At 43.8% G+C, this 21331-nt stretch carries 23 protein-coding genes; 12 read left to right on the top strand and 11 right to left on the bottom strand.

What is annotated here, in order from left to right:
• Window positions 1-448 precede the first annotated feature (448 nt).
• Window positions 449-1498, top strand: coding sequence for an alpha/beta hydrolase (locus tag AC2204_RS15005; RefSeq protein WP_318926485.1), 1050 nt, complete (start codon window positions 449-451; stop codon window positions 1496-1498).
• A gap of 225 nt (window positions 1499-1723) precedes the next feature.
• Here the strand turns inward: AC2204_RS15005 and AC2204_RS15010 are convergent, their stop codons facing one another.
• A complete protein-coding gene (locus AC2204_RS15010; protein WP_318926486.1) occupies window positions 1724-2083 on the bottom strand; it encodes a phasin family protein in 360 nt (119 codons plus the stop codon).
• A 156-nt stretch (window positions 2084-2239) separates the two neighbouring features.
• On the bottom strand, window positions 2240-2656 hold the full coding sequence (locus AC2204_RS15015; protein ID WP_318926487.1) for a phasin-related domain-containing protein: 417 nt from the start codon (window positions 2654-2656) through the stop codon (window positions 2240-2242).
• Between the two features lie 331 nt (window positions 2657-2987).
• Between AC2204_RS15015 and AC2204_RS15020 the strand changes: the two genes are divergently transcribed.
• The gene (locus AC2204_RS15020; RefSeq protein ID WP_318926488.1) at window positions 2988-3494 is read left to right on the top strand and encodes a glycine cleavage system transcriptional repressor; all 507 of its coding nucleotides are present in this window, start codon (window positions 2988-2990) and stop codon (window positions 3492-3494) included.
• A gap of 379 nt (window positions 3495-3873) precedes the next feature.
• Here the strand turns inward: AC2204_RS15020 and AC2204_RS15025 are convergent, their stop codons facing one another.
• The 6 genes from AC2204_RS15025 to trpB all read right to left on the bottom strand — a co-directional run bounded on the left by AC2204_RS15025 (window position 3874) and on the right by trpB (window position 8290).
• Window positions 3874-4170: a GNAT family N-acetyltransferase gene (locus tag AC2204_RS15025; protein WP_318926489.1), complete on the bottom strand. Its 297-nt coding sequence runs from the start codon at window positions 4168-4170 to the stop codon at window positions 3874-3876.
• 20 nt (window positions 4171-4190) lie between these two features.
• Entirely contained in the window at window positions 4191-4502 is a 312-nt protein-coding gene (locus tag AC2204_RS15030) for a hypothetical protein (RefSeq protein WP_318926490.1), read from the bottom strand.
• Between the two features lie 114 nt (window positions 4503-4616).
• Window positions 4617-4880 (bottom strand): hypothetical protein, encoded by a 264-nt coding sequence (locus AC2204_RS15035; RefSeq protein ID WP_318926491.1) that lies wholly within the window; start codon window positions 4878-4880, stop codon window positions 4617-4619.
• A gap of 348 nt (window positions 4881-5228) precedes the next feature.
• Window positions 5229-6323, bottom strand: coding sequence for a protein kinase family protein (locus tag AC2204_RS15040; RefSeq protein ID WP_318926492.1), 1095 nt, complete (start codon window positions 6321-6323; stop codon window positions 5229-5231).
• A gap of 182 nt (window positions 6324-6505) precedes the next feature.
• Window positions 6506-6829, bottom strand: coding sequence for a PTS sugar transporter subunit IIB (locus tag AC2204_RS15045; RefSeq protein ID WP_318926493.1), 324 nt, complete (start codon window positions 6827-6829; stop codon window positions 6506-6508).
• Window positions 6830-7066: 237 nt separating this feature from the next.
• Complete coding sequence (gene trpB / locus AC2204_RS15050) at window positions 7067-8290, bottom strand: tryptophan synthase subunit beta (protein ID WP_318926494.1); 1224 nt, start codon at window positions 8288-8290, stop codon at window positions 7067-7069.
• A 294-nt stretch (window positions 8291-8584) separates the two neighbouring features.
• Between trpB and AC2204_RS15055 the strand changes: the two genes are divergently transcribed.
• The 5 genes from AC2204_RS15055 (at window position 8585) to AC2204_RS15075 (ending at window position 14499) form a co-directional block, all read left to right on the top strand.
• Entirely contained in the window at window positions 8585-10360 is a 1776-nt protein-coding gene (locus AC2204_RS15055) for an acyl-CoA dehydrogenase family protein (protein WP_318926495.1), read from the top strand.
• Between the two features lie 564 nt (window positions 10361-10924).
• Window positions 10925-11644, top strand: a complete 720-nt coding sequence (locus AC2204_RS15060) for a nucleoside recognition domain-containing protein (protein ID WP_318926496.1) — start codon at window positions 10925-10927, stop codon at window positions 11642-11644.
• Window positions 11644-12108, top strand: a complete 465-nt coding sequence (locus tag AC2204_RS15065) for a YjiG family protein (RefSeq protein WP_318926497.1) — start codon at window positions 11644-11646, stop codon at window positions 12106-12108. Before AC2204_RS15060 ends, AC2204_RS15065 begins: the two co-directional genes overlap by 1 nt.
• A gap of 103 nt (window positions 12109-12211) precedes the next feature.
• Window positions 12212-13333, top strand: coding sequence for a M20 family metallopeptidase (locus tag AC2204_RS15070; protein ID WP_318926498.1), 1122 nt, complete (start codon window positions 12212-12214; stop codon window positions 13331-13333).
• A gap of 785 nt (window positions 13334-14118) precedes the next feature.
• Window positions 14119-14499, top strand: coding sequence for a PH domain-containing protein (locus tag AC2204_RS15075; protein ID WP_318926499.1), 381 nt, complete (start codon window positions 14119-14121; stop codon window positions 14497-14499).
• A gap of 66 nt (window positions 14500-14565) precedes the next feature.
• On the opposite strand, the gene AC2204_RS15080 is transcribed toward AC2204_RS15075, so the two are convergent.
• Together AC2204_RS15080 and AC2204_RS15085 are read right to left on the bottom strand one after the other, a co-directional pair.
• Entirely contained in the window at window positions 14566-15111 is a 546-nt protein-coding gene (locus AC2204_RS15080; RefSeq protein ID WP_318926500.1) for a class I SAM-dependent methyltransferase, read from the bottom strand.
• A gap of 30 nt (window positions 15112-15141) precedes the next feature.
• Window positions 15142-16860, bottom strand: coding sequence for a monovalent cation:proton antiporter-2 (CPA2) family protein (locus AC2204_RS15085; RefSeq protein ID WP_318926501.1), 1719 nt, complete (start codon window positions 16858-16860; stop codon window positions 15142-15144).
• Window positions 16861-17244: 384 nt separating this feature from the next.
• Between AC2204_RS15085 and AC2204_RS15090 the strand changes: the two genes are divergently transcribed.
• Genes AC2204_RS15090 through AC2204_RS15110 form a run of 5 tightly spaced genes read left to right on the top strand, consistent with a single transcriptional unit; the run spans window position 17245 to window position 20441 of the window.
• A complete protein-coding gene (locus AC2204_RS15090) occupies window positions 17245-17736 on the top strand; it encodes a TlpA family protein disulfide reductase (protein WP_318926502.1) in 492 nt (163 codons plus the stop codon).
• Window positions 17737-17768: 32 nt separating this feature from the next.
• A complete protein-coding gene (locus tag AC2204_RS15095; protein WP_318926503.1) occupies window positions 17769-17990 on the top strand; it encodes a DUF4266 domain-containing protein in 222 nt (73 codons plus the stop codon).
• Window positions 17981-19279: a DUF3570 domain-containing protein gene (locus AC2204_RS15100; protein ID WP_318926504.1), complete on the top strand. Its 1299-nt coding sequence runs from the start codon at window positions 17981-17983 to the stop codon at window positions 19277-19279. The genes AC2204_RS15095 and AC2204_RS15100 overlap by 10 nt, the downstream gene beginning before the upstream one ends.
• Before the next feature lie 8 nt (window positions 19280-19287).
• Window positions 19288-20178, top strand: a complete 891-nt coding sequence (locus AC2204_RS15105) for an FAD:protein FMN transferase (RefSeq protein ID WP_318926505.1) — start codon at window positions 19288-19290, stop codon at window positions 20176-20178.
• A gap of 44 nt (window positions 20179-20222) precedes the next feature.
• Window positions 20223-20441, top strand: a complete 219-nt coding sequence (locus tag AC2204_RS15110) for a hypothetical protein (RefSeq protein WP_318926506.1) — start codon at window positions 20223-20225, stop codon at window positions 20439-20441.
• 81 nt (window positions 20442-20522) lie between these two features.
• Here the strand turns inward: AC2204_RS15110 and AC2204_RS15115 are convergent, their stop codons facing one another.
• The gene (locus AC2204_RS15115) at window positions 20523-21272 is read right to left on the bottom strand and encodes a PHP domain-containing protein (RefSeq protein ID WP_318926507.1); all 750 of its coding nucleotides are present in this window, start codon (window positions 21270-21272) and stop codon (window positions 20523-20525) included.
• Window positions 21273-21331 lie beyond the last annotated feature (59 nt).

Raw genomic sequence — 21331 nt, forward strand, 5'->3', positions numbered from 1 at the left:
TCATCCCGGAATAGAGGAACGAGATATCCGGGGTCAAATACTAACCACATGCTCTTTAGATTCCGTATAAGTTTATTCCTCACTTTACGGAATGACGAAGCGTGATTGCTGAGCCACCAAAACGTCTGTGATGTAGTGCCAGCCCTGAATTGATAATTGAAAAAAGTATAGTCGGTCATAACATCTTTGGTCGGAAATCTCTGAGTCGTTTGGGTTATTTCAACGCCAAAAGTATCCGCACAGCTAAAAATACTATCTGTCCGGTTGGGCATGGCGATCCCTTTCAATCTTATAGGTGCCGTCAAAAGTGAGGGCACCTAAGCGGGTGCAGAAAATCGGTTTCAAACTATACTTCCAAGCGAGTGCGCTCGATATACATGTCGAGATCATAAACACAGCCGGATCAATCTCGTTTATTTTTACACAGGGATACAGGAGGGTCATCGCGATGGCTGAAAGGGACAGAAGTAAAAAGTATTTAGTGCTCGTTATGGGAGAGAAAATCGTGAGGCTCCTGTGGTGGGCCGGATTAAAGAAAGCGACATCTCTCTTTAATAATAAGCACGAAAAGCTTGAACTATTCATCCAGGAGTTCCTGACAGAATTTGCAAAAGTAGGGTTCCTGACGAAAGTGCTTGGCGAAAAACCGCTGGAGCCTTTTAGTGCTGATGACAGCGAGCTCAACGAAAAATATTATGATAATAGTGATCGCTATACGCAAGCGCTGATGAATTTTTTCATCGATCTCACCCCTTTTAAAAAAGAATGTAAAATCACCCCATTGCACCCTCCTGTGGATGTCCACAAAATCAACCCCACGCCAAATGAAACTTGGTTCTTTCTAAATGGGATCGGAACTAACGAGGACATGGCAACGGTGAATGCCCGCATGCTCAGCGATATATTTAGGCGCCCCATCACCCCACTGCACAACCCTGGCAATGGTTTCATGGCGGATTTAATGGAAGTCATGAATGGAAGAGCCTTCAACCGTAATACTGCCATCGCAGAATCCGCCAGGGATCACATCTGGAGTGAACTAAAAAAAGTTAAGGAGCAGATGAGAACCGCTGATGAGAAGATGAAAAAATCTTACAAGATCGTGGTAATTGCCCACTCCCAGGGAGGCCTCATCATATCAAACGTCGTCAAGATGCTGCTTCAAGAGCACAGTGCCAATCCACTGCTAAGTCAACTGGAAATCTACACCTTCGCCTCTGCACATGATGAATATCCCTATTCTTGTACCGACGCACAGCGACCTCAGGTTCCATTCACCGAGCACTTCGCGAACAAAGAAGATTATGTCGCACAGGTTGGCGTACTCAAGGCTGGCAGCAAAAAAACGGTGGGAAATATCTACATTAAGAATGGGGCCGGGCATCTGCTGAATTTTCACTACCTGAGAGACTTCGTTCACGGCAGGTATGAAGGCAAGGAAAACAGTCGCCTGTTTTCTCTGCTTGGCGGAAGCCGCCTGGCCGATACCGAAAAGTGAGCAAAGACAAGAATATGAGATAGAAGGCGAGCGGGTCCAGGATCGACGCTCTGATAGGATCCGCTGTAGCTGCCTGACTACGGACTTTTCTTCCTTTTTATTAAGCAAAAAAGGCGCACATGCATGGCACATGTGCAACCTAAAAGACAGTCACCCATGGTGAGGTGACAATCCGAACAAGGTTACATTCCTTCTGGGTTAAGAGATGTAACCAAGTATCGACAGCTATTTTATTTCTGCCAATTTTTCGACTGCTTGGGTCAGTCTGTCGATTTTGTTATCCATATGATCAAGCTTTTCACGATCAATTCCGCTTAGGCGATATAACAGATCATTCTTACCCGCTTCAGCTTCATCGGTGACTTGCTCTGCTTTCTTAGCAATCCGTTCTTTTGTCTGAGTTTCTACTTCTTTACCACGTTCAACCAGCTCATCAAACACGGTTGTTGTTTTCTCATTAACTTGCTGGGCTTCTTCCAGTGTACGGCTATATAAACCAAGACCTGCTAACCAGATATTGCGCGCAACACCTTCACCATTCTCTACGACATTCTTAGCCGCTTTCACTATTGTTTTATCGTTCATAATCATACCCTTATACGCTTCTGCGCTGATCTATACAATGGTTAATCGTTAGTGACTCACCCCGAAACCAGTCTTCCTATTACTATCTGGTATGGCGACTTTTGCTAACTTACGGCGTACTTACGCCAGAGTGGCTTGTGCATCTTTAGCAACGGCTTATTTTTCAGTCTTAACGGGTTTCTTTTTTGTTGCAGGCTGTTTTTGCTCTTGTTTGCGAGCTAATAACGCCTCAATATTTGCCGTTAGTTGGTCGATTTTGTCATCAACACGATCTAGCTGATCATTGTCAATGCCAACAAATTTCTGCACCATTTTGTGCACACGCTCTTCAATCGCAACGGAAGTGTGGCTACGAGCCGTATGTACACGTTCTTTGGTATTTAATTCAATGGCACGGCCGCGCTCAACCAACTCATCAAATAAGCTTTTACCTTTACCTGATAACTGGTTTACTTCATCAGTACTCTTTGCGTATGCACCTAAACCGGCCAGCCAGATGTTATGAACCAACGCGTCACGAACAAGATTTTTCTCTTTGCCGGTTTCTTCTACTTGCTGTTTGAATATGCCCATTGTTGTGCCCTCTTTCGCTCATATAATCGTTAATCAGCCTGTGGGGATTACCTGATTGCTTATAAACAGAATAAGAATTTAAATTAGAGTGTTCTAACTAAAATAGCTATTTAGACTTCAGGTCGGTGATCCCGATTGGCATTAGTTAACATCACAACTAAGATATAACTTGGATATAAAGACGATTGATCTAAAGAATCAATGGATTGTATGAACTCAATCACGGCACGATATCTGGTTGCTTGCTAGTTTGATTATATGACCTGTCGATTTCTTATTCGTTTGGTTATAAAGCATTAAATACAGGACGTATCAACGCAAGGGGTGGCTTATGAATACTCAATTTACAATTACTATTGCAGGCCAGGATCATCCGCAATTAGTCAGTCAACTCGCAGCTACAACCCATAAGCTTGGGGGAAAGTGGTTAGTTAGCAAAATTAGCCGCTTAGATCAGCAATTAGTCGGTATCATCAAAATAGAAATTCCAGTAGCTTCCGCTGATCAATTAAAACAGGAGCTCAAGGCTCTTAAAGAATTTCATGTCCGTATCGTCGAAAACACTGAACCGGCAAGCCAGAGTAAACGCGAACAAATAACGTTGAAAGTTGAATCGACTGATCGCCTTGGAATCGTTAACGATATTAGCCATATACTCGATAATATCGGTATAAACATCATTCAAATTGAAAACCATCGTGTTGCGCTAGCTGACCTCGGCCGAACCGTATTTTTTGCTGAATTAGCCGTGGATATGCCAGCCGAAGTCAGTATCGAACAGCTGGTAGAAGCCGTTCAGCAGGTCGAGGAAAATATGAGAGTCGAAGTGATCAGTTAGCATTGCTTCCTATGGATAAATGGCTTGCTACGAAAAAAGCGGATCCCATAGGATTCGCTTTTTGCTTATACACGTCCTGGTCCCAAAAATCGGGCTACACTGAAAGATAACTATCGTCAGGGGAGGTCGTCATGTCATATCCGGTAGTCTGCGTGAACTGCGGTACAACACTCCACGAAATTAGATATCAACAATCAGCAGATAATCCGCCTCTGACCGATCCTCCACTGGGCACGTGTTTTTATGAGGTCGAATGTACCTGTACTCAATGTGGCGCTGTCTCGTGGCACGATCCGGAATTAATTTTTGAGGCTCAATCAGAATACATAGAAAGTAAGTGATTGCTTACCGAGAAACCACATAATTTGTAAAGCTCACACTAGGCATCAGCAAGCAACGATATCCAGCGTTGATGCCTGTCGATGTAACGACGAATGTAACTGCAGACAGGGACAACTTTGAAGCCATCTGACTCAATCTGCGCTAACACCGCTTCCATTAATACACTGCCGTAACCTTGCCCTCTCAGTTCATGAGGCACTTCAGAATAGTTAAGATATAAAACCTTATCCTGCTTGGTATAGCTCACCAATGCCCAATGTTCTGGCTGAACTTGTACTCGGTACTGTTGCTTAGCCGTATCGTGTTCAACACTGTATTCGCGTTTGGTTATCATGGCCTTAACTACCTTGATGATTAGCGCTTGTGCTCGCCGTGGAAAGCGTAACGACTATACTTGTTTCCATCTTCCGTCACCGCTACGTACTTAATGGATCTTGAATGATTCAATGATAGCGGTACAAATACACGTCCCTTCTTATTAGTCTGGAACGTATTACGATTATTAGGCAGGTTTTTTAGTGACACTGTCGCATTCGCAGCTGGCTGGCCGTTCTCTGTTACCGTTACCCACGCCCCGCTTTGCGTATCCGACACACTGATATCAGCAAGTGATATTGAAGAAAAAGCAATCATCATAGACGACAGAACAACATTTACTTTTTTCATCTTAGTTTCTCCATCATTTCGTTTTAGCCGCTATTATTTCCTTCACCTTACTGAGCATAAAACGTGTTCGGCTCAGGAAAAGGAGTCATATTTATAAATTAATAGTAGTGCTTTTTAGGTAAACAAAGGCTGAATGCATGTAAAGTTAAGTAAAAGGATGAGATGGTGTATCTGGCTTTCCTGCGTAACAGGCCCCCCACTCGTTATTTTCTTTTGTGTGATATTTAGTTCAAACCTATCTTGCTCAGAATTTTTCCAAACCGGTATACTCTTCTGCGTGGAAATGATTTCCTGTTCCGTTTCTTCTGCCTGTAAAGGAATGTTCTCCAAATCGGCTTTTGCTGCCTCGATAGCTTTTTCTGCCATTTTAGGGCCCATTGCCAATCCTTCGCTGTTGAGATAACTATAGGTACTGAACCCAAAGGAAGATAGCGTAAAAATTTGCTGTAGTTATTCAAATTATTCGAACAGATACAACCCAATCTGACGCGAAAATATAATAAAACAATAACAACAACTTAATAGCCGACAGGGGAGGAATGCACACCTTTCTTACTGTTTGTTTTACGATCAATCAAGCCTGTCGTTTAAATAATTTCGTGAAGAATGAATGCGTTATTGTCATGATAGTTTAGAGGATATTCAAGCAGATACTGTTAAATTTCAGATTATGACAAGGGCCAGCCGCTTCGCTGGCACTCATAGATGACATGTAAACCAGATAATTTAGCTTAACTGAAAATGCACAGCATCTTTTCTAAATTGGCTGTACTTTGCAATCAGTTCGCTTTTGTTCAGTGTTTCATCGCCCAAGAAGAAGACGTCTCCAGCACGTAATTGATCGAAGTTGTTGTCAATTAGCTTCAGAGCTAAATCCGCTTTTTTCAAGGTATAGGGAGTGCAAGACTGGCCGTGTAAATCATCGAGTAGATCAAGAACATTGGAACGGTAGGTTTCTGCAAGATATAACTCTCGCAAAGTAACCTCATTACCCAGTGCAGCCTGCCAACGATGATTAATTGCCTGCTGCCAGGTAATCACACTCGCGTCTGCGCCGAGTTCAACAAGCCGTTGTAGTTTCTTCTGATAGGCTTGTAGCGCACACTGTTTTTCGAGCTTATACAGCTCAAATAATGCCTCTGTAGATAGATTGAGTGGGTTTTTCAGTAAAAAATCAAAAAAGAAACGGGTTTCGAACCGCTCTATGCCATGAAATAGCGGCGTATCTTGACCATTGCTATTAAAGTGAGTCTTAGGATCAAATTGATACATATAACCAAAGTCGAACAGTTTTATCTCGTTTTGGGTATCGAGTAAAATGTTGCCCGGACAGAAATCCCACTCGAACAGTCCACTCAGTTCAAGGTTTACTATGGTAGAAAAAATCTGTTGGAATACATCGCGATTTAATGTGGGTAACGGTTTACCTTCAACCCACGGTGACAGAATAATACCGTCTCTGAATGAGGCAAATTGGGTATCGACGATATGCTTTAAGCATTCGGGATAACGTTGTTTCAGTTCGGTCAGATCTCGCCTGCGCTGAACTTCGTTTAAAAAGGATGTTTGGCCATCAATATTATTGACCAAACTGACTTCCCTTTTTAATTTCAACGTCCAGCTTTGGTCGTTAATTCGCAGATGATAAACCACCGCGGTGAGACCGGAATTAAATGTTTCTACCACATAGATTGATTCAACAGATATGGCTTTGAGTTGTGCCAGTGTTAACGGAAAGCCTTGCAAGGTGCCGACTTCGATATTCTGCCCGCTCTCTATAAACGTTTGCTGATCTCGATGACGTTGCTGTTCCAGATTCATTCTCCGCTCTCCTTAGCATCGTAAAGTAACAACAGCCGGTGAGAATATAGAGAAACATGTCCTACATACTGTGATTAAAGTAGTAGATTCCACATCCGACTCTAGGGGGCTTTTTATCTCAATATTACAGCGGTTGAAAGATAAACAGATCTTAGATGAAAACAGCGATATAACGGAACAAGCTAATTACTGTTAATAACTTCATTTGAAATAAGAGATAGAGCTTGGTCTAATGCCTCATCTCCTTTCATCATACCGTATATCATATTAGGGATAACCGCGACTCGCGTACCATATTTACTGGCTATTTTCTGCAAGTTATCTTCATAAAAACTAATCTGAGGTCCTATTAGGCAAACATCACAATTTTTCATTTGATCATTCATTTCAATCTCGGCAAATGCATCAACTGTACACTCTATCCCTCTGTTTTTTGCCTCTGCTCTCATTCTCTTTGCCAGTATACTGGTCGAGAATCCACCACCGCAGCACAATATAATTCTCATATCCCTTTCCACCATTTTAATTACATCACTTGAATGTGAGAACGATAGCATAACCATCAAATACTGGGACTGATACTTGCTTCAATTGGTGTGAATCGACTCTAAATCTGATAAAAATTAATATAACTTGTTACATACCAATGAGTTAAAAAATATAGGCATAATCGCCACTACGAATAAAAACCGCCTCTATAAAAGGCGATTTTTAAAGGTCTTAATACAAGCTCATGTTATTGGCTATAACAGAGACTCAATGTCGTAATCTTTACCGTAATGTTCAACAACAAAATCGATATCTTTGTCGCCCCGTCCGGATAAGTTCACCAGAATACTGCCTTTCACACCTTGCTGAGCCAATTTTATGGCATAAGCGATCGCGTGGGACGATTCGATGGCGGGAATAATGCCCTCTGAACGCGACAGCTCAAAAAATGCAGCAATCGCTTCATCATCGTCAACGGTGCCATATTCAGCACGGCCAAGATCTTTCAGGTAACTATGTTGGGGTCCAACGGCCGGATAATCCAACCCACTGGCAACGGAATAGACTTCCTGAGGCTCACCTTGATCATCTTTAAGCATGTAAGACTTAAAGCCGTGCATAACCCCGGGTTCACCTAAAGTTAGGGTTGCCGCGTGCTCACCCGGCGTTTTTAATGTGTGCCCTGCTGGCTCAACACCGTGAAGCGCAACCTGCTCGTCTTGCAAAAAGGCACTGAACAGCCCCATCGCATTCGAGCCACCACCGACACAGGCAACCAGATTATCTGGCAACTGTCCGGTCATTTCCTGGAACTGTTCACGGGCTTCATTACCGATGATCGACTGAAAATCGCGCACCATCATCGGGAAAGGATGAGGCCCCACCACCGAACCAATGGCATATAACTGAGTGACCGGATCACTAAGGTAAGCAGCAAACGCGGCATCTACGGCTTCTTTCAGGGTCTTACGACCATGAGTAACCGGGATCACATTCGCACCTAAAATACGCATTTTGACGACATTCGGATGCTCTTTAGCAATATCAACTTCTCCCATATAGATATCACATTTCAGCCCAACCAATGCCGCGGCTGTTGCTAGCGCCACACCGTGCTGTCCGGCACCCGTTTCTGCAATCAGCTTTTTCTTGCCCATTTTCTTTGCCAGCAATGCTTCACCGAGACAATGATTAATTTTATGGGCACCGGTATGGTTGAGATCTTCACGTTTGAGATAAATATCAGTGCCATATTTCTCAGAAAGATTCTGCGCGTGAAAAATAGGGCTGGGACGCCCGACAAAATGTTTATACAAACGAGCCAATTCTGCGCGAAATTCAGGATCTTTGCGGCATGCAGAATAAGATGCCGTAATTTGATCCATTACAAGCTGCAACTCTTCCGGAATAAAACTACCACCGTACTCACCGAAATACCCTTTAGCATCAGGAAGATCGTGTTCAAAAGTGTTTTCCATGGGACTCCCTATCCTCTATGTATTAAATCCCTCTTATCATATGGATATAATGAACATAAGTGAATATAAAACAGCAGGTATTGACGATTTAGCAATCGAAGAAATCAGATTATCAGCGCGAATCGCGATCACTGAACAGCCATTTATTTTGATTAAAATGTGACCACCACCCCGCATTAGAGTTATTACTCATGTGACAGTTCTTTTCTTGGTTTAATGTTAATGACGTTAACACACTGTAACGTTAACTTTATTTTAGGATGCAATGTCTTAACGGCGATTGGGAGCCCTCCAATGAAAATGTTAAACCTGCCAAAAAATTTCTTTTTCAAGAAACAACCTGTCCGGCATCATTCAACTGCAATAACGAAAGGAGTGTTACTTAACCCAAAAACTGAAAATTATGGCCAGCTGGATGAAGCTTCACAAAAATTAATTAGAAGCACCATTGCCTTCTTTGAGCAACGGGGCAAAGCCAAACTCAAAGAAGATGATCATGAACGCCTTTGGTACGCGGATTTTTTAGAGTTTGTGAAAAAAGAACAGCTGTTTGCCACTTTTCTGACTCCCGACGCTTACGGCAATAAAGATGCCCGCTGGGATACATTCCGCAACTGCGCCCTGAACGAAGTACTTGGCTTTTATGGGCTGGCGCACTGGTATACCTGGCAGGTTAGCATTTTAGGTCTGGGGCCGATCTGGATCAGTGACAATGAAAAGGTCAAACAAAGAGCCGTCAAGTTACTCAAAGAAGGCGGCATATTCGCTTTTGGCCTCTCAGAAAAAGAACATGGCGCCGATATCTACGCCAGTGACATGTACCTGACGCCACAGGAAGATGGCACGTATAGGGCTAACGGCAGCAAATACTACATAGGCAATGGGAATAAGGCAGCACTGGTTTCCACCTTTGGTAAGCTATCTGATACCGACGAGTACGTCTTCTTTGTGGTGGACTCCCAACACGACAACTATGAATTAGTTCAGAATGTTGTTAACTCTCAAAACTATGTGGCCGAATACCGCCTTAATGACTACCCTATCCGCGAAGAAGACATTCTTGCAAAAGGGCGGGATGCCTGGGATATGGCGCTCAATACCGTTAATGTCGGCAAATTCAACCTTGGCTGGGCATCTATCGGTATCTGTACCCACGCCTTCTACGAAGCAATAAACCATGCTTCTCACCGCCGGTTATTTGATCACTATGTGACCGATTTTGTCCACATCAAACTATTATTTACCGAAGCCTATGCCCGCCTTGCCGCAATGAAGCTATTTGCCCAGCGAGCGATCGATTATATGCGCGCTGCGGGACCGGACGATCGGCGTTATCTGTTATTTACCCCGATGGTCAAAATGAAAGTGACGACCCAGGGTGAAGAGGTAATGAACCAGTTATGGGATATTATGGCCGCCAAAGGGTTTGAGAAGAATATGTACTTCGAGATGGCGGTCAGGGATATTCGCGCCCTGCCAAAACTGGAAGGCACAGTACACGTCAATATGGCGTTAATATTGAAGTTTATGGGTAACTACTTCTTTAAACCGGGTAAGTTTGCGGATATCCCGCAAATGGATCAAGCGACCAATGATGATTTTTTGTTTAATCAGGGCGCAACCAAAGGGTTAGGTAAAACTCGCTTCCATGATTATCGTAAGGTTTACGCTAAAGTGGATTTACCCAACGTTAATCTGTTTAAAAAACAGATCCGCCTGCTGAAGATCCTGTTACTTGTGGGTAAACCTACCGCAGAGCAGAAAAAGGACTTCGATTTTCTGTTAAATCTCGGCGAGCTGTTTACATTGGTGGTTTACGGGCAATTGATTTTGGAAAAAGCCAAACTGATCGATCTCGATGATGATATGGTCGAGCAAATCTTTGACTTTATTATTCGTGATTTCTCAAAATTTGCCCTACAGCTCGGTGCCAAATCGAGCGCAACGCTACTGCAGCAGAAAATTTGTGGCCGTATGATCAAACGTCCGACTGTGGACAATGAACGCTATCAGCGCGTGCTGAATAATTATGTTTATGTCACCAAAGATCAATACGAGATGAATCCATAATCTTCTTACATCTCTTAATGACAGTTAGCAACGGCCCAAGCTAACGGGCCGTTGTCTTTCCAATGCTAAAAATGACAGCAAAATAAAGCAATCAACCACTCCCTCCCCTATCTGCAACCATTGAAGTCTTTCTACAGCAATGACCAACTTTCATCTGTCACACACAGCCCAGCAATATTTTCATCAGCTCGATTTAAGGATTCAAACTCAAAGATAGCTTCTGTCTTTCTCTTAACAAGAAAATGGTTCGAATATATATGCGACAAAATTTCAGCATCATTCACCACTTACTTCAACACCCGAAAACCTTTCAGATTAAATCACTAAATTACATATCATATTCAGAATTATACAAAAAGAGTAAAAAGTCACAAAATAAGAAGAAAACTCTTTCACCTCAATAAATTAGACAAAACATAAGCATTAATCACAATTATATTAACAGTGTTTCCTATAGATTAATTAGTTTGATCCCAGTCAATAATACTTTATCGGCATAGCTCAGAATGGCTTCGTGTTTACGTTATTCCCCCTTCAACATTATGATAACGAGGTTATTTTTTTATGAGTGATAAAGCTCCGCAAAGCCGCAAAGTAACCATAGGCTGTTACATTGCACTGGCTTTTGCTGCCGTCTTTTTCTCCGGGCTGATGAAGTCTAGCGAATGGTATGGCGTATTTGATTTCACCACTCTAAACGGCTCATTCGGGAAGGTGGTGTATAAAGTGCAGGAAACTGCAGAGGGAATCCAAACTGCAACTTATACCCTGCGCGGTAAAGGAGGCAGCGGTGCCCGTGATGGCTTTATTTTCGCCTTTACGCTGATCCCGACTGTTATGTTTGCACTAGCGATGATCCAGGTTTTAGAGCACTACGGTGCGCTAGATGCTGCTCGAAAATTACTTACCCCTCTTCTCCGACCACTGATGGGGATCCCGGGTGATAGCGGTCTGGCACTGATTGCGTCGCTGCAATCTACCGATGCCGGTGCATCCATGACGCGCGCACTCATCGATGAAGGTAAGCTCAGCAAAAAAGAAGGTGACGTATTTACTATGTTCCAATTCTCTGCGGGCGCAACCATTGTTAACTTTTTCTCTTCCGGCGCAGTGTTATTTACCCTGACAGCGGTTGATGGCTCCGTTGCTGTTCCAGCTTCAATTGGCTTGTGTCTGATGGTGATGTTTGTGTTGAAAATTTTTGGAGCCAATATGATGCGCCTTTACCTGAATATGACTGAAGCGAAGAACACCAAAAAATCCCTTCAAGAGGAGAATGCATAATGTCTGAATTAGCAAAGAAACCGATGATTACAGACGTTTTCGTCGCAGGCGCTCGTAAGGGTTGGAATATTGCAGTAACCAGTACCGTTCCTAATGTACTGATGGCTTTTGTGGTGATTAAAGCATTGCAAATTACCGGATTACTTGATCTTATGGGCAGTGTTTTCTCTCCGATCATGGGGCTTGTTGGCCTTCCCGGTGAAGCTGCAGCAGTGCTGATGGGTGCCTGGATGTCGATGGGCGGTGCAGTCGGCGTGGTTATCACCTTATTCGACTCAGGTGTACTGACCGGCGAACACATTGCGATCCTTGCTCCGGCCATTTACCTAATGGGTTCACAAATTCAATATGCTGGTCGTGTACTGGGTGTAATTGGCACCGAAGGCCGACTTATTCCTGTCATGATTGGCTTGTCTGTTCTCAATGCTTTCATTGCCATGTTCTTTATGAACATTTTTTTATAACGCAATTCCTTTTTACAAAATATTCAGGGGTGAAGTTCCGCCCCTGCATCTTACTGTTTAATCCCTTTTTGTTACTGCTTTTAGCTGTAACTTTGGAGTTTCTATGAGTTTTTCACTTCAATCCTACCTAGATGAACTACGTCCTTTGATCGATCTAGACTGCGGTACACTTACCAAGTCCGGAATAGAAAAGGTCGCCACCATTCTTTCTGAAAAATATCAGCAGCTGGGATGGACTATTAAACGTATTGATTTAGGTGATGCAGGCTGTGGCTTGGAGATCAGAAACAAACCAGAAGCAGAGAATATCGATGTCATGTTGATTGGTCACATGGATACGGTATTTCCTGAGGGCACAGCAGCTGAAAGACCGATGACTGTTACAGGTGATCGTGCTTACGGGCCTGGTGTTTCCGATATGAAATCTGGATTACTCACTATTATCTATGCCTTACGTCAGCTTGATCACCATGTATTAGATAAACTCTCACTGTGCGTGTGTATGAATCCGGATGAAGAAATCGGCTCAATCTATTCTTCAAAGTGGTTGGCAAGCGTAGCAAAACAGTCAACAAACGTACTGGTTGCAGAAGCTGCACGTGCTGACGGCTCTTTGGTTAAAGCTCGTAAGGGTATGGCTCACTATGAGCTTAACTTTACTGGTAAAGCTGCCCACGCAGGTAACGAGCCTGAAAACGGCCGCAGTGCCATCTCCGAAATGGCTAACTGGATTGTTGCCATAGATCAAATGACTAACTTTGAATCAGGTACTACCTTTAATGTCGGTATTGTCAGTGGCGGGAGCGGGGCAAATGTCGTCGCCAATCATGCCAAAGCTATTGTTGATGTCCGTTTTTGGGATAACAATGAATATGCCGAAGCGGACAAAAAGTTACTCAGCTTGACAAAAAAACCATTTATAGACGGTGTCACAACTACGGCAGAACGAGTTGCTCATAAGCCAGCGATGGTACCTTCAACCGATACTGAATCCCTGATGAAGCTAGTTGAACAAGCTGGTGAAGAAACTGGTGTAAAAGTCGCGTGGCAGGCGGTAGGTGGTGGTTCCGATGCGAACAATACGGCTGCGCTGGGAATTCCAAGCCTTGACGGTTTCGGCCCGATTGGCGGCGCTTTCCACAGTACAGATGAATATTTGGAGCTGAGTTCAATTGAGCCAAGGATCTGTCTGTTGAAGCAAGTGTTGACCAAATTGGCCCACTAAACCTTCAAACGTCACCAAAAATCGATCCCTGATAACCGCCAGGTAAGTCATGAGCAAGTTTGTAAGTCTACTGTCTGGCGGTTTCGATGGGATAACAACTGTTTGGCTGCATCGATAAAGAATTAATATGCTCAATCAATCATAATATGAGTCAAGGTACTAGCAGAGCCACACAATAGACACCTGTCTGGCGTTGTTGAGTGCATTAGTCTATTAATTAACTTACACACATTGTGAGGGGTCACAACCCAACCCCATGTTAGCGCCTTCAGGTACACTTGTTACATCTTCATCTGAATAACCCAGGTCGCGTGAAGTATCCTCAGAAGTAACATGTCCTCCACAACAGCATCCGCAGCCTTTTTTCTGTTTGGCTATCTTGCCATAAGTTTGGCGTACGGCTTTTCTAACTTTATCATTTCCCATCGTTTAAAACCCTTTCCCATCTGTGGTCATTATCTAAACGACAATAATCGTTAAGCATATCCTTAACTATAGCCTGCACTGCTCTCCCTCATTGAAAAGCTAATTCAGCTAAATAATATGTCTGAAACGTAGGGTTTAAGGCGACTCAGAAATAAGAGGCTAACTCGAACTTAAATGGGATGAGAATTTTTGCTTACCGTGTAAACGTATCCTGTTTCTCGGCAAAATTAATCACCTTCCGGCCATTTACAACGTTGCTCTAACCTTGTTTACATGATGGTAGCTGCTGAAACGGTTGTTGTATTTAATACAGTTTTACCTGATAGTCTTGATGAACATAATTAAGAAGGATCTCAATAATGGGACTATTTAATGCACTATTGGGCAATGCTGGCGAGATGAGTATTGCTGATGCAACCGAAGAGCTATCAACGATTCTGGGGCAATCGGAACAAATTGAACTCGCTTACAAACTGATCCGTGACATGATTGTACTGACAGATCAGCGTTTGATCTTCATCGATAAACAAGGACTAACAGGTAAGAAAGTCGAATACCGCTCTGTCCCCTACAAAGCCATCACTATGTATACTGTTGAGTCTACTGGACATTTTGACCTTGATGCGGAACTGAAAGTCTGGGTATCAGGTCAGTCTGAGCCAATTGCACTTGAGTTTAACGGCAAAACAAACATCTACACCATGCAGGGTCTACTTGCTGCAAAAATCGCAGGTAAATAATCCGGTAAGACAGGTCATACCGGTGGCCTGTCTTTAACCCATTTAAGTGAATAGTGATAAAATTAATTATCGCGGCTTGCGCAATGCAACAATCTGTGAAATTGAGCATTCCGGCTCGGGCACAGTGCCTTCAAACTGGTGAATGATCTGCCAGCCGTCAAACTGCTCTACCAACTCATTTTCCCGGAGTAAAAAATGAGGATTATGAGGCCTGCCATAGGCTCTTTGTACCTCATTGAAAGTCTCATAAATCACTAAACCCTTGTCAGCGATACTGGCTTTTATGCCCTTAAAAAGCGGCCGATGCAGGTAACGAAAGACAATGATGGCTCCAAACATTGTATCCACCAGCGGCTCTCCTGCTTCGAGATCGACCAACCAGGTTTTGGCAGGAAGCTTTTCGGTTTGAATAATGCTATCTATCTGACTTAGTTTATCGGCATCATGATCGGCAAACACAACAGGAATACCCAACCGGGCCAGGTACAGACCATTACGTCCGCTGCCACAAGCCAGATCCAATACCGATCCTTGTTTGGAAGCCTGTTTCAGCTCAGTAAGGAACCTCTCGACCAAGGCAGAATGTCCTGACTTAACACAACGAATTACCATAAAACGACTCACCTTTTGAAATTTTACTTATTACTCTCGACGTATCCCCTCGTTGATTCGTCCATAATAGTCTTTCCTGAACTGTTCCAGGGCAACGGCGACTTCCGAGTCTTCAGCGCCTATATGGAGTAATGCAACATGGGCGAGTTCTGCACTGGCCTCAAGGGTCTCTGAAACTATATAGTGCGCACCAAGCGTCTTAAGATCACGGCACTTGATTAGGTCATGACCCCGAGCAAAAATAGGAATATCTGGAAAATAATTATGCAGAGAGGCTACAACCAGCTCTGCCACATCCACGTCATCAATTGAAACGATCACAAAAGGTGCCTCGGCTGCACCCGCCGCTCTTAACACCTCGGGCCGCTGGACATCACCGAAATACACACACTTACCTTCTGAACGTTCGCGCTCTACAAGCGCTGCGTCTCTGTCGATTGCCACATAAGGCACTCCCATTAAATCCAAGATATAACCGATCCTATGGCCCATACGCCCAAACCCAGCAAGAATAACAGGCTTGGGATATTGCTCGGCATTATCTGACCTTATCTTACCAGTATCCAGATCTGGCGTAACTGTGATGCATCTACGCGAAGCTAAATAAATCCGGTTAGCCCATTTATCTAATGCAGGTGTTGCCAGCATGCTCAGCAAAACAACAATTAGAAGATGTTGGAATAATATATCATCCAAAAGCCCCATACTTTTAGCTAATGCAAATAACACCAATGCAAATTCACCACTTTGCGCCAAAAGTAAGGCTACCGAAATAGCGGGTTTTGCCTTTATGCCAAACAATCGTGACAAAAACCAAAGAATCAAGAACTTGATAACCATCAACGCCATTGCAATACCTAATAGCACAATGGCGTTATCTAAAAATCGATCAAAATTTAGGGACATGCCCATTGACATAAAAAACAGTCCAAGCAATAAACCCCGAAATGGCAGGATCTCGGCGGTAATCTGGTGGCGATAAGATGAATCGGCAATCAATAGACCAGCGATAAATGCTCCCATGGCCATAGATAACCCTATACTTTCCATTGCCTGTGCTGAGCCTAATACCAACAGTAAAGCCGATGCGGTAAAGATTTCAGGGGAACTAAACCGGACAACGATCTTAAGCAAAGGGCTCAAAATGTATCGGGCAGCAACAATAACGAGCAAAAGAAGAGTAATCGCTTCAGCCAAAGCCAGAAAAACATCTTCTGCTACTGTTAATTCCGGTGCGACCATGAATGAAACAAAAGCCAGCAGCGGAACCACCGCCAGGTCTTGTAACAGTAAGACAGCAACGGAAGGTCTTCCATATTCTGATGCTAGTGCCTTCCTTTCCGTTAACAGTTGAAGTACGAAGGCCGTAGAGGAAAGGGCTAACGCCGCGCCGATTAAAAGCGAAATTCTCCAAGAAGCATTAAGGAGTTCATGGGCTATTACCGTTATCAATCCACCCGTAATTACAACCTGAAGCGTTCCAAGCCCTAACACCAATCCCTTCATCTTCCATAGACGGGATGGGTTAATTTCTATCCCGATGATAAATAACAGGAAAATCACCCCCAACTCAGCGAAGTGCGCAATCTCAGCGTAATCCTGAATATATCCCAGTCCTGATGGCCCTAATACTATCCCCGCAACCAGAAAACCCGATATTGCGCCAAAACCTAGAGCTTGAAACAGAGGTACCGCAATGACTGCCGCGGATAACAGAATGATAATATCCGTCAAATATTCAAGATTCATAGACAGGTTCTCATCTATTACTATCAGAAATTTAATCCCTGAACAGGCGTGTAACCATCCAAGCCTTGAGATATCTCACTAGAATGAGCCCATATCCCTGGCATTATTAATGCCAACGTTTAACTTATAGGACAGGCATTGTTAATAAGCTATCAATTCTGTTAATTACAATGCATCGCAATACACATCCCGATCTGATCCTTTGCCCCTTCTCAAGCCCAACTCATCAACTATGATCATCATTCAACCAGCCAGAAGTGACTCATTGTTGAAATAACTAGCAAGATGCTCCGAATCTATGCATTGTTAATGGGTTGTGCTATCTGATTTTTTGTAACAAAATATTATTACGATTCATTGCACGTTGACAGCAGGGATTGCCTTATGAACAAACTACCGCTTGGGTTGGTTGCACTAACCCTTGTCTTATCCAGTTTTTTTTCCTCGGCATCACCAAAATCAGCGCCTGATTTTGAGATCCCGGCATCATCAAATCAACCGGCAACCTCATTGGTCGAGTTATCTAAGCAGGGCTGGGTTTATCTTGATTTTTGGGCAAGTTGGTGTACCCCTTGCCGATACTCTTTCCCGTTTATGAACCAGCTGCAGACTGAATTTGGAAATAAAGGCCTGACCGTTGTTGCGATCAACGTTGATGCAGAGCGCAGTAAAGCCGACAATTTTTTAAGGGATACCCCTGCAAACTTTACTATTGTGTATGATCCCGAAGGCAATATTGCTAGCGCCTATCAGGTACCGGGAATGCCTACCAGTTATCTCATTAAAGATGGTGAAATTGTTGGTCAGCACCTTGGCTTTAAAACCAGCCAGAGCGCAGAATTAAAACAACAGATTTCACAACTTCTCAATAATTAACATTACCAGTAATGGTGGCACAAGGAGTGTTCATGCTTGTTATTAAGAGGCTATTTCTGATCGGATGCGTAGGATTTCTTTGTTCGTGTAGTAACTTGGGCGTCAAGCCTTGGGAGCGAGATCTGTTGGCTGATCCCCGAATGGAGCTGCAAGCCAATGAGATAGATAAAAGCTTTGATGATCATATTTATTTCAGTAAAGAAGCCAGCAGTGGCGGACGGGGAAGTGCTGGAGGAGGTTGCGGATGCAATTAAACAAACTGGGAAAGATCAGCGGAGCCTTAGCGGTTGCCAGCCAAGTTTTACTCAATCCCACTGTGCAGGCAAAAGAAGATATCACGGCAGCTGAGTGGGATTATGATACCGCAATTATGTATTACGGTGAGGGCGACAGCCGTGTTAGTGCTCTTGAAGGAATGGTTGGCGCAACCCGAACCAATGGCGATGATCAGACATTGAGTCTGAAACTAACCGTGGATTCACTCACTGGGGCATCGCCAACCGGCGCTGTACCGCAGAATGAAGCACAAACTTTTACCCGTCCTTCAGGCAATGGCAGCTATACGGTCGCCCCCGGTGATACACCGCTAGATGATACTTTCAAGGATACGCGGGTACAGTTAAATGCAGGCTGGGCGTCACCAATCAACAGAGATTGGGATTGGTCTACCGGGGTTCATATCAGCAAAGAGTATGACTACTTATCACTGGGAGCCAATGTTGGATTTAGTCGTTCATTAAATCAAAATAACACCGTACTCACTATGGGGCTCGGCGGATACTTCGATACCATTGAGCCGGAGGGGGGGATCCCTGAACCACTGACTGCAATGGTGTTACGAGATGACTTTACGTCTGAAGCGGCTTATCGCGCAGCTTTTGATGCCACGCGGGGCCAATCTAGCGATACCAAAACCACCACAGAACTCAACGTTGGTATCAGTCAGGTCATAAATCGCGGGTTAATTACTTCACTGAACTATAGCTTTGCTCAGATCGATGGTTATCTGACCGATCCATTCAAACTGATCAGTATGGTTGATGATAACGGCGCAGTGCAACAGAACCTTTATGAGAATCGACCTGACTCTCGCACCAAACACGCTCTGTTTTGGCAGACCAAAGCGTATTTGAATGGACAGGTGTTCGATATTGGTTATCGCTATATGTTTGATGATTGGGAGATACAATCTCATACCATCGATTTCCGCTATAACTATCAGTTTGGAGCGGGGCATTATCTGGAGCCGCATCTGCGTTTCTATCGCCAATCAGAGGCGGATTTTTATGCGCCGTTCCTGATGGAAGGTGAATCAGTACCAGCTTACGCAAGTGCCGATTATCGCTTAGGTAAAATGAATACCTATACTGTTGGACTAAAATACGGCATGTTGCTGGCCAATCGCCAGGAAGTATCGGTGCGGTTTGAGTACTACATGCAGCAGCCTGAAGATGCCGGCTTTAGTGCGCCGGGGCAACTTTCTGGACTTGATCTGTATCCGGATGTGCAAGCTGTTATTCTTCAGTTAAATTATCACTTTTAGCGAATAGCATGGATACTCTCATAAACCGACTGGAACGCAAAAATGGCCATTGGCGCGGAACGTTCACCGCGATGGCCAGTTTGTGTGAAGTTCTGATTGAACCTTGTGAATACTCCTTTGCCAAAGAGCTGCTTGATTGTGCCCAGCGAATAGCAACAGATATTGAAGCCAAGTTCAGCCGATACCGGTCGGATAATTTGTGCTATCAGATCAACAACAGTAACGGAAAACCGGTGGCGATCGATCCCGAAGCATTCAGTTTGCTGAATTTTGCCGATACCTGCTTTGAGATCAGCGATGGATTGTTTGACCTTACTTCTGGCGTGCTTAGAAATGCCTGGAAGTTCGATGGTAGTGGCAATGTGCCATCACAGCAGCAAATTGATCGGCTACTTCCCAATATCGGGTGGAAGAAAATATCTTTTGACGCCAATACGATTAGTGTACCGGGTGGGATGGAAGTCGATTTTGGCGGTATTGGCAAAGAGTACGCCGTCGATCGCGTTGCCACTGAACTTGCCCGGTTAGCTCCTGATCTTTCGGTGCTGGTAAATTTTGGTGGTGATCTTGCTGTCAGCAAGCCAAAAGTTTCGGGGCAAAGCTGGTCAGTTGGGTTTGAGTCAACAAAAGGCTCAGCTAAACGTGGCTTTTTAATGTTGAGCCAGGGCGGCCTTGCCACCAGCGGCGATGCTCACCGTTATTTATTGAAAGACAATATCCGCTATAGCCATATTCTGAATCCGCGCACGGGCTGGCCTGTCTCCGGTGGGCCGGCTCAGGTGACGGTAGCAGGCAGTAATTGCCTTCAGGCGGGAATTTTAAGCACGATTGCGATGTTGCACGGTAACAATGCCAAAGCCTTTCTTGATGATCAAGAAGTACGCTACTGGATCACGTAAAAAAATTCTTTTTGATTAGTTTATTCGGGAGTATGTTGAAAAAAATGAATACTGAGAAGTGGTATCACAAAAAGTCGTTTGTCGTGCTGATCATCTTTATTGTCGGGCCTTTTGCACTGCCTTTGGTTTGGATGTCTCCTAACATAACGTTGAAATGGAAAATTGTCGTGACAATAGGACTCACGGTCTTAACTTACTTCACGTATCAGTCTTATCTTGAAGTGAAATCGATGGCTGACGATTATATGCAATTATTACAGTAGACTTGGTACGATATTATAAGTGGCTAAGTTTATCCGTTCTAATCTCATTAACTAACGCGTCGCCCCACCAGCCCGGCTTATTCAATCGATTTTTTTTACCATATGCATCAAATGTTTACGCGCAATGCCTGAAATCATCGGTAGCTTATAGAGGTTGTCCATCAAACGCTGATGGAGTTTTTCCTCTTGGTTAAGCAAACGATAGAAAGAGAGCAACTCGCGGTTAATATGGGCATCACTGCCAAAGGTTGCCTCAAGATCGTACCGATCCCTTATGATCTGAGCATTAATATTTCTTCTTTTTGGCAATCCGTGATTATAGGTCTCCACAGCATCGACCCTTTTGAGAACACTTTTAATGTACGTCTTGTTCTTGAGATAATTTTTCTGCGCAAGACCGTTGATGTGGGGAATAGAAATATGGCACTCCCTTTCTTCGAGCAAATCAAGAAAATAGTGAATATCTTTGTTGGTTCTGGCCATTCTGTAAGGATGCTTATTGCCCTCGACCTCCTGAATATAGAACTCTTCAAGCGCCTGAATTTGTCTGAAGTAAACCAGGATTTCAAAACCATCCTCACAACCCAATTCAATACCAGGTACATTGTTGATCCCGGCGCCGGAAACCGCCACAGCTCCCCGGATCTCATTATGATCGGTGATGGAAATGAGATGTTTCTTATCCTTTAAGAATTCAAGAAAAAATGGCGTGGTATTAAAACCGTCTGATGCCGTGGTATGAAGGTGAAAATCCAGGTAGATAATTTCATCACTGGGCTTAAAGTCATAAAAGACAGAAAAAAAATCGGATAGTTTGTCAAATTCAATCATATTGGCCTCCTTATACCCAACTAACCTCAAGATGCTCGTTTCAGCGAGAGTTTACTTGG

The organism is Photobacterium sp., assembly GCF_057456235.1.

Excerpts from the sequence above, each read along its gene's own strand:
- AC2204_RS15040 (WP_318926492.1), bottom strand. The coding sequence starts at position 6,323 with ATGAATCTGGAACAGCAACGTCATCGAGATCAGCAAACGTTTATAGAG.
- trpB (WP_318926494.1), bottom strand. The coding sequence starts at position 8,290 with ATGGAAAACACTTTTGAACACGATCTTCCTGATGCTAAAGGGTATTTC.
- AC2204_RS15085 (WP_318926501.1), bottom strand. The coding sequence starts at position 16,860 with ATGAATCTTGAATATTTGACGGATATTATCATTCTGTTATCCGCGGCA.
- AC2204_RS15010 (WP_318926486.1), bottom strand. The coding sequence starts at position 2,083 with ATGAACGATAAAACAATAGTGAAAGCGGCTAAGAATGTCGTAGAGAAT.
- AC2204_RS15015 (WP_318926487.1), bottom strand. The coding sequence starts at position 2,656 with ATGGGCATATTCAAACAGCAAGTAGAAGAAACCGGCAAAGAGAAAAAT.
- AC2204_RS15035 (WP_318926491.1), bottom strand. The coding sequence starts at position 4,880 with ATGGGCCCTAAAATGGCAGAAAAAGCTATCGAGGCAGCAAAAGCCGAT.
- AC2204_RS15055 (WP_318926495.1), top strand. The coding sequence starts at position 8,585 with ATGAAAATGTTAAACCTGCCAAAAAATTTCTTTTTCAAGAAACAACCT.
- AC2204_RS15025 (WP_318926489.1), bottom strand. The coding sequence starts at position 4,170 with ATGATAACCAAACGCGAATACAGTGTTGAACACGATACGGCTAAGCAA.
- AC2204_RS15075 (WP_318926499.1), top strand. The coding sequence starts at position 14,119 with ATGGGACTATTTAATGCACTATTGGGCAATGCTGGCGAGATGAGTATT.
- AC2204_RS15080 (WP_318926500.1), bottom strand. The coding sequence starts at position 15,111 with ATGGTAATTCGTTGTGTTAAGTCAGGACATTCTGCCTTGGTCGAGAGG.
- AC2204_RS15090 (WP_318926502.1), top strand. The coding sequence starts at position 17,245 with ATGAACAAACTACCGCTTGGGTTGGTTGCACTAACCCTTGTCTTATCC.
- AC2204_RS15060 (WP_318926496.1), top strand. The coding sequence starts at position 10,925 with ATGAGTGATAAAGCTCCGCAAAGCCGCAAAGTAACCATAGGCTGTTAC.
- AC2204_RS15115 (WP_318926507.1), bottom strand. The coding sequence starts at position 21,272 with ATGATTGAATTTGACAAACTATCCGATTTTTTTTCTGTCTTTTATGAC.
- AC2204_RS15095 (WP_318926503.1), top strand. The coding sequence starts at position 17,769 with ATGCTTGTTATTAAGAGGCTATTTCTGATCGGATGCGTAGGATTTCTT.
- AC2204_RS15105 (WP_318926505.1), top strand. The coding sequence starts at position 19,288 with ATGGATACTCTCATAAACCGACTGGAACGCAAAAATGGCCATTGGCGC.
- AC2204_RS15110 (WP_318926506.1), top strand. The coding sequence starts at position 20,223 with ATGAATACTGAGAAGTGGTATCACAAAAAGTCGTTTGTCGTGCTGATC.
- AC2204_RS15100 (WP_318926504.1), top strand. The coding sequence starts at position 17,981 with ATGCAATTAAACAAACTGGGAAAGATCAGCGGAGCCTTAGCGGTTGCC.
- AC2204_RS15005 (WP_318926485.1), top strand. The coding sequence starts at position 449 with ATGGCTGAAAGGGACAGAAGTAAAAAGTATTTAGTGCTCGTTATGGGA.
- AC2204_RS15070 (WP_318926498.1), top strand. The coding sequence starts at position 12,212 with ATGAGTTTTTCACTTCAATCCTACCTAGATGAACTACGTCCTTTGATC.
- AC2204_RS15065 (WP_318926497.1), top strand. The coding sequence starts at position 11,644 with ATGTCTGAATTAGCAAAGAAACCGATGATTACAGACGTTTTCGTCGCA.
- AC2204_RS15030 (WP_318926490.1), bottom strand. The coding sequence starts at position 4,502 with ATGAAAAAAGTAAATGTTGTTCTGTCGTCTATGATGATTGCTTTTTCT.
- AC2204_RS15045 (WP_318926493.1), bottom strand. The coding sequence starts at position 6,829 with ATGAGAATTATATTGTGCTGCGGTGGTGGATTCTCGACCAGTATACTG.
- AC2204_RS15020 (WP_318926488.1), top strand. The coding sequence starts at position 2,988 with ATGAATACTCAATTTACAATTACTATTGCAGGCCAGGATCATCCGCAA.